Source organism: Dyadobacter soli (genome assembly GCF_900101885.1).
In the GTDB taxonomy this organism is placed as follows: Bacteria; Bacteroidota; Bacteroidia; order Cytophagales; family Spirosomataceae; genus Dyadobacter; species Dyadobacter soli.
In genome coordinates this window covers 1-13,206 of the sequence record NZ_FNAN01000015.1, presented here as the reverse complement: position 1 = coordinate 13,206, position 13,206 = coordinate 1, and the positions used below count along the sequence as shown (strand labels likewise).

9 protein-coding genes and 2 tRNA genes are annotated in these 13,206 nt (G+C 48.1%); 8 read left to right on the top strand and 3 right to left on the bottom strand.

Annotated elements, in window-relative coordinates; translation table 11 throughout:
* The first annotated feature begins 288 nt into the window (after positions 1–288).
* The 4 genes from BLQ88_RS23785 (at position 289) to BLQ88_RS23770 (ending at position 5,830) form a co-directional block, all read left to right on the top strand.
* The gene (locus tag BLQ88_RS23785; RefSeq protein ID WP_090155156.1) at positions 289–1,290 is read left to right on the top strand and encodes a sugar transferase; all 1,002 of its coding nucleotides are present in this window, start codon (positions 289–291) and stop codon (positions 1,288–1,290) included.
* A 33-nt stretch (positions 1,291–1,323) separates the two neighbouring features.
* A complete protein-coding gene (locus BLQ88_RS23780; protein WP_090155154.1) occupies positions 1,324–2,745 on the top strand; it encodes a capsule assembly Wzi family protein in 1,422 nt (473 codons plus the stop codon).
* Positions 2,746–2,793: 48 nt separating this feature from the next.
* A complete protein-coding gene (locus tag BLQ88_RS23775; RefSeq protein WP_090155152.1) occupies positions 2,794–4,236 on the top strand; it encodes a capsule assembly Wzi family protein in 1,443 nt (480 codons plus the stop codon).
* A 106-nt stretch (positions 4,237–4,342) separates the two neighbouring features.
* The gene (locus tag BLQ88_RS23770) at positions 4,343–5,830 is read left to right on the top strand and encodes a capsule assembly Wzi family protein (protein WP_229212828.1); all 1,488 of its coding nucleotides are present in this window, start codon (positions 4,343–4,345) and stop codon (positions 5,828–5,830) included.
* A gap of 3 nt (positions 5,831–5,833) precedes the next feature.
* Here BLQ88_RS23770 and BLQ88_RS23765 read toward each other — a convergent pair whose 3' ends face one another.
* On the bottom strand, positions 5,834–6,223 hold the full coding sequence (locus BLQ88_RS23765; RefSeq protein WP_090155150.1) for an HIT family protein: 390 nt from the start codon (positions 6,221–6,223) through the stop codon (positions 5,834–5,836).
* A gap of 127 nt (positions 6,224–6,350) precedes the next feature.
* Here BLQ88_RS23765 and BLQ88_RS23760 point away from each other — a divergent pair, with 127 nt between their 5' ends.
* Positions 6,351–7,055, top strand: a complete 705-nt coding sequence (locus tag BLQ88_RS23760; RefSeq protein ID WP_090155148.1) for a 3-keto-disaccharide hydrolase — start codon at positions 6,351–6,353, stop codon at positions 7,053–7,055.
* Here BLQ88_RS23760 and BLQ88_RS23755 read toward each other — a convergent pair.
* Positions 7,050–11,048, bottom strand: a complete 3,999-nt coding sequence (locus BLQ88_RS23755; RefSeq protein WP_090155146.1) for an AAA domain-containing protein — start codon at positions 11,046–11,048, stop codon at positions 7,050–7,052. The two genes, BLQ88_RS23760 and BLQ88_RS23755, sit on opposite strands and share 6 nt — an antisense overlap.
* A gap of 25 nt (positions 11,049–11,073) precedes the next feature.
* Positions 11,074–12,147 (bottom strand): TerC/Alx family metal homeostasis membrane protein, encoded by a 1,074-nt coding sequence (locus BLQ88_RS23750; RefSeq protein ID WP_090155144.1) that lies wholly within the window; start codon positions 12,145–12,147, stop codon positions 11,074–11,076.
* Between the two features lie 381 nt (positions 12,148–12,528).
* Here BLQ88_RS23750 and BLQ88_RS23745 point away from each other — a divergent pair.
* The 3 genes from BLQ88_RS23745 to BLQ88_RS37685 all read left to right on the top strand — a co-directional run.
* Positions 12,529–12,601: transfer RNA gene (locus BLQ88_RS23745), tRNA-Gly, on the top strand.
* Positions 12,602–12,665: 64 nt separating this feature from the next.
* A tRNA-Leu gene (locus BLQ88_RS23740) sits at positions 12,666–12,754 on the top strand.
* A 196-nt stretch (positions 12,755–12,950) separates the two neighbouring features.
* The coding region (locus BLQ88_RS37685; RefSeq protein ID WP_090148994.1) for an ISAon1 family transposase N-terminal region protein at positions 12,951–13,206 on the top strand (256 nt) is incomplete at its 3' end.

Below are 13,206 nucleotides of genomic sequence, written 5' to 3'. Positions count from 1 at the left end.
GATAAATCAATAATATCTCCCGAAGCCCCGTAAGCCGTAAAAAAAATGGCAAAAATCTTTACAGTAAAATAATATTTTGTGCCAAATCCTTCCCTATATTTGCTGATGTAGTTTCACCCCTTCTCCACCAAATATAAATTTTTTGCATTAAGGCCCTTCTCTGCCAAAAATTATATTTGATTCGACCGTGTTTATAATTTCGTATTTCGGAAGTTTATTCCTAAACTTGTAGCTTTAACACACGTATATTCTACAATCACACTATTTCAGTTCATAAAATACACACATATGGGCAACACTTACGTATCTGACCGCAAGTACATTCACCGGCTTCTAAGCAAAAATGCCGTCTCAGAAGAAGTCCTGATTGTAACCAGCTACGACTATTTTCTTCAAAAGCACGATCTGGCGACACTCCTTAGACGATACAGGGAGATTATACTGATCCCGCATTCAGACAATGACGATTATCTGCTAAACCACACAGTAAGGCCATTACTCGACAGATTTGAAAAAATACACCTGGTTACCAATCCCCAGTACGACCGTCGTAACCGGGTTATCTACGAACTGGTAGTAAGGAAAAACAAGTCGATACGGATCACCACCGTTTACGATTTCTGCGAGAGAGACCTCAAAAAAGTATATATCCCGGACGACGTTACCGAAATCAATCCCAATCTTCTGTCAGTCCCCACATTCGGCAGAAGGGTTCGTTATCCGAAAAAAATCATCGACATCACGATTTCAATCATTCTCTTCCTGCTTACGTTCCCGCTCTGGATCCTCAGCTATTTCCGGATCAAGCTGGAATCGCCGGGACCGGTATTCTACTTCCAGGAACGTGTCGGAATGAACAATAAACCGTTCAACTGTATCAAATTCCGGTCAATGCGCCTGGATGCCGAGCAAAACGGAGCGTCATTTTCGAAGAAGAACGATTCGCGGATATTCTCATACGGTTCTTTTATGCGCCTTACGCGTATCGATGAGCTGCCTCAGATCATCAATATTTTCAGACGCGACCTATCGCTGATCGGCCCGCGCCCGGAACGTCCCGTTTTTACCGAAACATTCGACGAGATCATTCCTTACTACAACCTTCGCCACAACATCAAGCCCGGCATCACAGGCTACGCGCAGGTTATGTACTCGTACGGAGCAGGTGTGTACGACGCACGCCACAAGCTGATGTACGATCTTTATTATATCAAAAACTGGAACCTGCTACTCGAACTGAAAATCATACTCCTGACAGCCGTAGTTATTTTCGGCAAAAAAGGCAGGTAATCCCTCTGACACCTAATTCTTAATAGTCCTGGAATGAGGAAAATCCTTTATGTGCTGCTGTTATCGGCAGCACTTTGCGCTGAAAGTCACTCACAGGATTCTACTTTTTTTTATTCCGCGGGAATAAATGCCGTCGGCTCGACGGCTGGTGTTCCATTCTGGCTCTACGCCAATCGGAATGCGACTATGCCAGAAAAGGGCTCTTTCGTTCAGGGAGCGGCCAGTTTTCACCGGCTATACAACAAAAACAACCCTCGCTTCTTCCAATGGTCGGGAGGCGCGGAGTTGATTGGCTACGCAGGCAAAAAAAACGACGCATTCTTTACCGATCTCTTCATTGCGGGAAAAGCAGGTCCGGTGGAACTGAGCATTGGCCAAAGAAGAGAATTTATGGGCCTGGGCGACAGCCTGCTTACGATGGGTCCCATTGCCATGTCGCCTAACTACCGTCCCTATCCGAAGATCCAGATTTCAACGCCCAATTTTGTAAGCCTCATTCCAGGCAACGATATCGTTTCTTTCAAATTTTCTTATGGAGACGGACTCCTCGGCTCGGCGGCCGTGCATTACGGCAACGTAAGGAGTGTACCCGACGTATACCTTCACCAAAAATCCCTCTACCTGAAACTGGGCAAGCGTTCCCATCGCCTCAATGTATTCGGAGGTTTCAATCACCAGGCAATGTGGGGTGGTGAGAACAAGATTTACACTGGTGGTCTTAAAAGGGGCAAAGCCTATGAATATGTCGTCTTCGGAAAGCCCTGGGCCCACAGCCGCGTAGGCAACCACTTCGGGACAATTGATGTTGCCGCGGAATGGAAAGGAAAAAAGTGGGATATTTTCCTGTACCGCCAGACGATCTATGAAGACGGCTCGCTGAAAAACTTGTCCACAGTCTCGGACGGTTTGAGCGGGTTGCGGTTCAAAAGAAGGCAGAAAGGCGAAAACGTACCTGCATTCAGATTCAACACCTTGCTCTTTGAATTTCTTTACACCAAAAACCAGGGCGGAGCCATATTCGATTACCTGAACGGCATTTTCGGAAAAGACAACTACTTCAACCACTACGTTTACAATCAGGGGTGGTCGTACCGTGGAAACAGTCTTGGTACTCCGATGATCGCTCCCCAGGCCACCACACGTGAAGAGCTGTTCATATCAAAGAGCGCTTTTACGGCAAACAACCGGATCGTCGCCTACCATCTTGGTGCCGAAGCGTCCTGGAAAAAGGTAAATTTCCTGCTAAAAGGAAGTTTTTCCCAGAATTCGGGTACTTTCGATAACCCGATCGAGCCGGTTGCTAATCAGACATCCCTATTGTTGAGAATTGAAGCACCACTTTTAAGTAAGAAAAATGACGTTTTCGGGCTAAGCCTGGCTTCCGATTTCGGCCAGCTGTATACACAAAATATGGCAGTAATGGTCAGTTGGCGGAAATCCGGCTTTATCTGGTAACTTTAAAACTTTTACATACACGAGTGACTTATTTCCCTAATTTACTAAATGTCGTTCCTATTTTCCCTCATAAGAGCTTACCTGACCCTTTATCTATTACTCATCGTCTCCGAATTACAAGCCCAGGACTCTACGGTATACTATAAAGCGTCGGTGACGGCGGCCGGAGCTACGGCCCAAACCCCGTTTTGGCAACACGCCAACCAATATGGCAGCATTCCCCTGAACGGCAACTTCGGAATCGTCGATGCAGGGATATACAAAGTATACAATCCTCATAATCCCAGGTTTATTCAATGGAGTGCGGGCATCCAGGGAATCGCCAGTTACGGCAAATCCGAGAATGTTTTTCTCTCCGATTTGTACGCCGCCGTGAAAATCGGCAAGATTGAAATCCTCGCCGGACAAAAAAGAATGACTGCCGGCCTGGTAGACACGACGCTTTCGTCGGGCTCCCTCGCTATGGCAGGTAATGCAAGGCCCTATCCGCGGGTCCAGATTTCCATGCCCGAGTACCTGCCGCTTTATTTCACCAACAACTTCGTAGCACTGAAATTTACGTATTCGGACGGCTACCTCGGCGCGAGCGGGATCAATTACGGTAGTGTTCCACGCATTTCGGACACCTATTTGCATCAGAAACAACTCTATTTCCGTCTCGGCAACAAATCGCATCGTTACCGCATTTACCTCGGCGCTAACCACCAGGCCATTTGGGGCGGCGAAAAGGAAATCATGCCGCTCTACAAGCTCGATATGCTCAAAGCGTATTGGTACACCATTTCCGGCAAAACACTGGATTACCGAAAGGTGGGAAATCATTTCGGGACATTCGACATCGGCGGCGAATGGCATGGCAGAGACTGGAATTTCTTCCTCTACCGCCAGAATATTTACGAAACGGGCTCGCTTTTCAAGGTTACGAATTTTGAGGATGGTCTCAACGGGATAAGCCTCCGGCGCACGAAACCGCTGCCGAAAGGTTCTTCCTATCTGGCATTCCATTCATTTCTCCTGGAAGTGGTCGGAACGCGCAATCAGGTGAATCGCTACCCTATATCCGAACTTGCATTATTCGAAAAGGCCAACTATTTCAATAGCTACGTCTATCAAAGGGGTTGGTCGTATTATGGATCGGGAATAGGTACCCCATTGGCGCCTGCCTCGGCCACAACCGATGGCGATTTACCCCGCAATAACTCCGAATTCACCAATAATAATCGTTTCTGGGCGTTTCATACTGGTGTAACCGCCACCTGGCTGCATCTGAAATTGTCGTTCCGCGGCACATACACGCGGAATTCCGGCTCGTTACTTACTCCGTTCGACGATGCGAAGCAGCAGGTATCATTGTGGCTGGGTGTAGAAAAAAACTTAAATATCTTGAAAGGATGCAGTGTTTATTCCGCATTATCGTCGGATATTGGCAAGCTGTATCCAAATACCTACGGATTAGCGATAGGCCTGCGCAAAAGCGGGTTCCTGGATTAATCGTTTCGCAAGCAAGAGACGTATATGTTCAATATGATAATAGAAAAGTTATACTTATTTTTGTTGGCTATTATACACATTATGGACAAAGCGTGAGGGCACACCTATGAGATTTTTTCTATTCATACTATCAATGGTGCCCTTCCTTGGCTTTTCCCAATCTGAGACCAAGGAGCCCGTTATCTACACCGACTCTACCACCAACTATGTGGAATTCGTGGGAATGGGAAGTACCAATGGTTATACACCATTCTGGATCCAATCCAACCAATATGGCATCGTGCCGGTTACCGGACCCAACCTCAGCGCACGTGCCGGGCTCGAACATTACTGGACCATATCGAAGAACAAAACGCGTAATGAATGGCGTGTGGGTGTTGGCGCGGAAGCGGTTGGTAATTTTGTACAAAAAAATCAGTTCCTGCTCCCGCAGGCGCATGCGACGATCCGTTATAAAAACTGGGAACTTTACGTAGGCCGTAAAAAACAGGCGCTTGGCTTGGCGGATTCCACAATAGGTTCTGGTTCCTACGCCTGGTCGGGTAACGCATTGCCGATCCCCAAAATTTACCTGGGTACCACGCGTTTTGTGCCGGTGCCGTTTACTAAAGGCTGGCTTTCTTTCAACGCATTTTATTCGGACGGGCTTTTCGAGAACAGCAGGCCGATCACCGAAAATTTGAAATTCCATCAAAAGGCTTTCTACCTCCGGATCGGCAAGCCGCATTCACTTCTAAAACTCTATGGAGGATTTAACCACCAGGTACAATGGGGAGGTAGGTTGAAAAAGAATCTGGGCGTTACCAATGACGAGTCATTGAATATGCCTTCCGGGTTTAAAAATTATGTCAATGCTGTAATAGGGGCCATTGGCGGCAGTGGCGACGACATTACTTTTTTCGACAGCACCAGCCGGATAGGCAACCACCTGGGCTCGATCGATGTTGCGATGGAGATCGAAACCTACGAAACCAGTATTTTCCTTTACCGGCAGTTCATTTATGAAGACGGCTCGCTCTTTTATCTGACCGGGCTTAAAGATGGTCTGACAGGGATTCGCGTCAAGCGCAAAAACTCCTATGGATCCAATTTTGAGATCAATGCAGCTGTTTTGGAGTTTTTATACACCAAAGATCAGGGAGGTGATATTTTTGTACTGGGCGACGGAAAGAAACGAGGACACGACAATTACTTCAACAACCAGCAAGTACGCGACGGCTGGGGATACTATAATCGGACAATAGGTACCCCTTTCATTCCCCCTACTTCTCAAACCCGATGGAAATGGCCCAACTACGCCGACAACTTCACCAGTAACAACCGGGTGATGATGCTCCATCTCGGTTTGCAAGGCACATTATTTCGGAAAATCGAATGGCAGGGTAAGTTTTCTGTCTCCGAGAATAGCGGATCATACCTCGAACCATTCATCGGCTCACCCAGACAATTCTCCGGAATGCTCATGATGCAATCCAAACTCGATATCCTCGGCGGGCTGACCGTGAAAGGCGCCTACGCAGCGGATATCGGAGATTTGTACCGCAAAACTTACGGATTCATGCTGGGTGTGCGAAAAGACTTTTCGTTTTACTGAGCCTTATAAATTACTTCTGATTTTTTCAGCCAGCGTCGCGAGTTCTTCTTGCGACGTTTTTATTTTCTTACTGAAATCGGCGTCGGCCATACTATTCAGCGGGAGCAGATGTACGTGCGCATGAGGCACTTCCAGGCCGATCACACTTACACCGATACGCAGGCAGGGAACCGTCTTTTCCAATGCAGGGACAATGCTTTTGGCAAACTGAAACAAACGAGTGTACAGATCATCATCCAGGTCGAAAAGATAATCGACTTCCTTCTTCGGAATGACCAGCATATGACCTTGCGCGATGGGAAATGCATCGAGAAACGCGAGAAAATCCTCCGTTTCGGCAATTTTATGAGCGGGTATCTCCCCTGCTACGATTCTTGAAAATATAGAAGCCATGTGGATAGGTTGTCAGATTTATTTGAGCTACTCCCAAAAATAGGAGCCACCAACTTTCGATCCAAATATGCCTTTGAAAACTCAAAAAGTACTTAATATTGTGGCCTAAAACTTTAACAAGCGAAACATGAATTTCACAAAATGGAAGGCTTTCGGAAAAGCATCCGTTCTCGCCCTGGCTGCCCTGGCCTTTTCAAATGATGCAGAAGCGCAAAAAGGCAAATGGGTTTCTCTTTTCGACGGCAAAAGCCTGAACGGCTGGCACAGCTGGCAACAGGACAAAGTGCTGCCACAATGGAAAATTGAGGATGGCGCGGTGGTACTGGCCGAAAAAGGTGGAAAAGACCTCGTTACCGACAAAGAATACGGTGATTTCGAACTCGAATTGGAATGGAAAATCTCCGAGGGCGGTAACAGCGGGATCATTTACCACGTGATCGAAGACAAAAAATATTGCTGCCCCTACTCTACCGGCCCGGAAATCCAGGTGCTCGACGACGTGAAACACCCCGATGCGAAAGCTGGTAAAGACGGTAACCACAAGTCAGGATCATTGTACGATATGCTTCCTCCTTCCGACTTCTCAGCGGTAAAACCTGCCGGCGAATGGAACAAGGCAAAAATCGTGATCAAGGGCGGCAAAGGCGAAAGCTGGCTGAACGGCAAAAAATTAGTTGAATTCCCGACTCAGGGTGCTGAATGGGACAAACTCGTTGCCAACAGCAAGTTCAAAACCTGGCAGGGCTTCGGTGCGTCTTCCAAAGGAAAGATCGCATTGCAAGACCACGGCAACAAAGTTTCTTACCGCAACATCCGCATCAAGGAACTATAATAGGCCGTTTTTAAGGTTTCCCGACCAATATTCGCGGCTGTAAACGCGCCTGAACGGCCAGTTTTTCAATCGCAAAAGAAGGGGCAGATAAGCGTGAGGCTCTTTGGATGACTTGCTGTAATGGTAAAGATCGTCGTCCGTAAGTACCAAGCCCTTGTAGGCCCCTTCTTCTTTTACGGTAATGTCGCCAAAAGGAAGTTCTTTCTCAAATGCAGGGTTCTGCCGCACCAACCGCTCTTTCAGCAGCCAGTCGGAACGGAATTGCCCGGTAGCCAGCGGCGCCGGCTCGAACCTGCCTTCGGAAACCTGCAATGCATAATCCATATAAGCCCGGAGCAGTTTCGGACCTTCGTTCGCCGTATTTTCAGTTTGTAATTGAGAAGGCCAGAGGCTGGTAACGAAGTAAATCTTCTCCCGCGCACGCGTGACGGCCACATTCAGGCGATTCTCTCCGCCCTGCATATTCAATGTACCGAACTGCATGGAAATGCGCCCCTTCTCGTCCGGTGCATAGCCCATGGAGAAGATGATAATGTCACGCTCATCGCCCTGCACATTTTCGATATTCTTCACAAAAAGGTCCTTCGGCAATGCGATTTCCCGCTCCAATGCGTCCTGAATGGCCGCCTGCTGGTAGAAATTGAAGGTTACCACACCAATACTCTTGCCGCTATCTGCAAGCTCGCGGATAAGCCGCAACACCTCCTCCACTTCCACTGCATTGGTATTGTTCTTCCAAACGCCCTCGGTTTTAATGTATTGAATGCCCGGCTCCCGGTCGTTGATTTTATGGAAATCGGGTAAAAGTTTGAGGCTCTTTTTGTAAAAACTCCTGTTTGAAAAATCAATAAGATCCAATGAAAGGCTCCTGTAATGGCCTGTCAGCTGGTAATGATCCAGCGACTGTCCGGCAAGGTCCAGCAATGATTCGATTTCAATGGCCGCTGAATATTCTTCTTCCTCGGTCCTGTCCTCGAACCGTACCCGGTAAAGATCGCTCGGCGAAAGCTGCTTGCTATCTCCTGTAACCACCCATTGCTTCCCTCTGAACGCTGCCGGCAAACTATACTCGGCATAGCATTGCGACGCTTCATCGAAGATTACCAGGTCGAACAGCCCGCTTTCCATCGGAAATATGGCCGAAACTGCCTCCGGTGAAGCCATCCAGCAAGGTATAAGGGCAAACACTTCATCCGCGTAGTTTTCCATTAGCTTCCGGATCGGCCAGATCTTGCGTTTTTTCGTCACCTGATGCCCGAGTTCACGGTACGTCACACGATTCCCCAACCGGTTCTTTTCAACATCCTCGTAAGTGGCTTCCCGCAACTTGATGTTCGTAATATCCGAGCTTAGCTTTTGTTTCAACGCAATGCTGCCCTGTATCTGATCCTCCCATTGCTTCATTTTAAGCGAAGTCACCGATCGCAACGCCGGGTACTTGCTCTCGATATGCTCAATCCAGGCCAGTTTAATGCTATTTTCAAAAAGGCTGAGCACTTCCTGTGCATGGGTAAAACCGAGCTCTGCTGCCTTCACTAATGTGGCCCGGGTAGTGCCCCGCTGCGATTCAGTCATTTCCTCCCACAAACGGTCCATGTCGGCCAGCGAATCGAAATCGTTGCGCAATGCGTCCAGTAGATTACCGCTGTAACCGGCGGGATCGTCGATCAGCGCGGTAATCTGCTCCGGCAACAAATAGGGCAGCATTGCTTTTTCCATGCGGTCCCAAACTTGCAGCCACTGTTTAAGATTTTGAATGGCTTCCGAAAACCGTTCGAGTTGGCTATTTGAGCCGATAATTTCCTGAAACACATTCCTCCACGCGCCTGCGTCCATACGCGCTACCGCATCCGCAGCGCGCTCGGCAGATTTAAAGAATGACAAATATTCACCCGCGCGGTCCGCCGAAAAATCATCGATGAATGCCGGTTCAAAACCCAAACTTGCATTTTGTAGCCAAGATTCCAATTGCCTGCGGTTCCGGAGACGCTCTTCCAGCCGCATCATGTGTTCGAGCGAAGCCGTGAGGCCATTAGCCGTCGCTACCCGCTCGATTTCTTTCTTTTCTTTACTAAAAACATCCCAAAAAAAGCCGGAAACAGCCGATTGCTTCGTTTCAAGCGACTTTTTGAGCATTGCTTCAAATGCATTCAGCTGCGACGCCGGCAATGACATTTCAATACCGCCTTCGGCAATAAAACCTTCCAATACATCAACAGCCTGACGCACAAATGCGAGCCGTTCATGCGCATTTGCGGGCGCGCTCGTATATTTTTTCACCAGTTTCCAGGACGCTTCGTCCGAAATCAGTTCGGTAATATCCGTCAGCCGCTCTGTGATTTCTTTACGGTTGCGGATAAACGCATTATCAAACGGAACGCCTGTTATTTGCTCAAAACCGAGAGTTTGCTTTTCAAATGCAGCCGGCCATTCCGAGAGCATATTCTCCATCGTTCGCAGCTCCGCCATACCAAATGCCGCAAAACTCCGCCGGTTACGCCAGGGATGGGCTGGATGAATGAGAAATGCATAGTCCGAGTAGGTTTTCAAATGCCTCTTGAAACCGTCCCAGGTATCGATCCTGAACTGCCGGCAGTAGGTCCGCATGTCGGCGTGCGGCGCCTGTGGATCACTGGTAAGGTAAAGTTCTTTGATGCTGACGCCGCATTCGGTTTCGTCGAACAATGCGGAACGAAACCCATTCAACTCTTCGACGGTCTTATCAATCGCCCGGCTTTCCTGGGTAAATTGTCGTTCAAGAAATACCGAATCGAGGCTGTAATTCTGCTGACGGTACCCCTCTACTTTCTCTATTTGAGACGCGAGCTGGCTGTATAATGCCGACCGGTCGTTCTTGAAATCATGGATAAGGCCGGTAAAATCCTTCATACCGGTCGTGGCCAGACGTTGGTAAACCACATCGAGCGCCGCCCGTTTCTGGCATACCAATAATACCCGCTTCCCTTTCGAAGTAAAATCCGCGATCAGATTACAGATAAGTTGCGATTTTCCACTTCCCGGCGGGCCCTGCACCACCACCGAGCGGCCTGATTTCACTGCCAGAATAATCTCCTCCTGCGATTCATCAACAGGAAACGGTGTCAGCACATCCTCCTCCCTCGCCTGACGGCTTTCACGCAGCGGCTGTTCGGATTCAAAATCGCCAGTCTCTCCGCTGGCCTCATCGTCTAACGCGATTAGTGGTATTTTGAAACTGCCCTCTTCTTCCAAATCCAGCAGTTTGTTGTAATCCGGGACGAGATAGGAACCTGCCTGTGGAAAAATGCCCAATACGGCCTCAGGATACAGTTTCAACTCCCCATTGCGCTCGTTTGCTACGAGATCCGAGCTCTTTTCCCCGCTGAACGCGACGAGTTTATCTTCAAAAAGCTGTTGATTGAAATTGATTTTAAACGGCGTCGATTTCAGCCATTCATATAGTTGTGTCCTGAATTCGAGAAAGTCGTTTGGGAAATCCTCAAATGACTTTTCAAGTACTTCATCAGGGATTTTAGCCTCATTGAAATGCCCGTAAGCTAATGCGAAACTCTGATTCAAGGCCACATTGCTATCATCGCGCTCGAAAAGGCACCATTGTTCACGGTCCATACGCAACGTCACCGGGAAAAACAGCAGCGGGGCATGGATAGGCGTGCCATCGGAAAGTTTTCCTTTCACGAACGGATAGCCCACATACAGGTCACGCGAACCTCTCTCTTCTTCGATAAAGCGCTCGGTACGGGCTATTTTGCGCAGCCGTTTGCTAACCTCGTTAACCTTCTCAAAGCGCGGGTCCGCCACGTCGCACAATGCGACCCGGTTGTTTCCCTGGATCACCTGTTTCAGCACATCGACGGACGCTTTCGACAGCAGGAAATCCGCATCATGGAAATCCAGGAACTGCTCGGCAGACAAGTTTGTGAGTAACAGCGACTTGTTGCGGGTACTAAGATTGGTAAGTCGTTTTAGATAGGCTTTAAGAATCCGGCTCATAGGTACTCAAAACGCTGCCCGATGCCTAACTATTGGATAAGACCTCGTCCTCTACCTCCTTTTTTTCGGGGAGAATGACCGAAGCCAGGATACTCACCGCCAGAATACCGATGATCACGTACAGCGAATACACCGTTTTAAAGCCGATGGATTCGAGGTAGTGGTGTGCGAGCATTTTGCCGCCGATAAAGACCAGCAGAACGCCCAAACCGTATTTAAGGAAGCGGAAAAGCCCCATAATGTTACTCAGGAAGAAGAACATCGAACGCAACCCCATAATCGCAAAGATATTCGAGAAGAATACCACGTAAGGGTCTTTGGTAACCGAGAACACCGCCGGTACCGAGTCGACAGCGAAGATGAGATCGGTAAATTCGACGATTAGCACTACTACAAAAAGTGGTGTAACAAGCCATTTCCCTTTTTTCAGCACAAAGAAATGCTCATGCACGTAACGCGGAAACACGGGCAGGTATTTGGAAGCAAATTTCACAACCGGGTGCTTCGCGGGATCGATTTTCTCCTCTTCTCCTCCTTCGAAGAATATCTTGCCGCCCTGGTAAACTAGCAGCAGACCGAAAATGTAGATGATCCATTCAAAACGCTGCATCAGCGCCGATCCTACGAAAATGAATACGAAGCGCATGATAATTGCGCCCAAAACGCCCCAGAAAAGCACTTTCTTGAAGTATTTGGGCCTTACACCAAACGATGAGAAGATCAGGATAATCACGAAAATATTGTCGACCGAGAGCGCATATTCCAGCAGGTAGCCGGTAATGAATTCCAACGACATGTTTTTCCGGTAGAGTTCGACGCTTTCCTCAAAGTCGCCCGGTATGAGTTTCAGATGTGGCGCGTACTTGTTTTTGATCGTTTCCAGTTCCCCGTAGTTGTCCATGCCATGCACGAGGTCGCCATGCGTATTGATCACCAGGTAGAATGCCAATGCAAGCGCTATCCAGGCAACAGTCCAGGCGGCCGCTTCACCAAACTTGACCACATGGTCTTTTTTGTTGAAAACGCCCAGATCTAAAAGCAGCATTACACTGATTACCAGGATAAAACCTCCAAAAAACAGCACTTCGTTGGAAAACATGAACAAGCAAATTTAGTTTTGAATGAACGGGCCTGACGCTTACTAAAACCGGGCCATACCGGCAAGTTCCGACCCGTACGGGGTTAAAGGAGGCAAAGGTAAGCAAAATATGAAGCGGATAGGCGAAAACTGACGGGCGGCAAATGGGGCCTACGCTGCACGTATTTCGGAAGGATAAACACATTTAAAAGGCAAAATGGCCCAGATCACATCCTGTGATGGTTTTCGGCCAAAAAAATTTTCAGAGATGACCGATTGATTTACAATTTGTTAATGTTTTCCTGAAATTTTTTTGTCAAATATTTTCCTCAAAAGCTTGCGTCAAATACCAGACGTCCCTACATTTGCACCACAATAATCGGAAACGGTTATGAAAAATACGCGAAAGTAGCTCAGCTGGTAGAGCGCGACCTTGCCAAGGTCGAGGTCGCGGGTTCGAACCCCGTCTTTCGCTCAGAGAGAGCAAAGCACCGGAGACGGTGCTTTTTTTCTCTTCACTGGTACCGGTACCTGGCTTTGCCGGGGTGGTGGAACTGGTAGACACGCAGGACTTAAAATCCTGTGGGCCGAAACGCCCGTACGGGTTCGATTCCCGTCCCCGGTACCAAATTTCCAAGGAGTTACGAGCAATCGCAGCTCCTTTTTTATTGCACTCCCCTCTCACCTGCATTATCTTGCAGCATGCACCAGGAATTTGAACCACCCGCTGCGCTTCGGGATACCATCAAATGTTGGATCAAATCAAAAACTTGTGGAGCGCATAGGATTTTCTAGGTTTGTGTTTTTAATCAACCTAGTTCGTTTTGGAGAGTTTCTTGCCTATTATCCAGTTTCTATTACCAGAGTTTATCCTTGAAAATTTTGAATTGACATCCATCGACCGTCAGGATGGAGTATTTCACGTGCATATAGATGAGAAGAATGCGGATGAGAATGACCCGGAGAGGAAGAATTTGCTCTCCAAAGGGTTCTTTCCGATGATTACTGTTCAGGATTTTCCAATTCGGGGCCATAAGGTCTTCCTTCACATCAAACGCCGCAGATGGCTTAATACCAAGA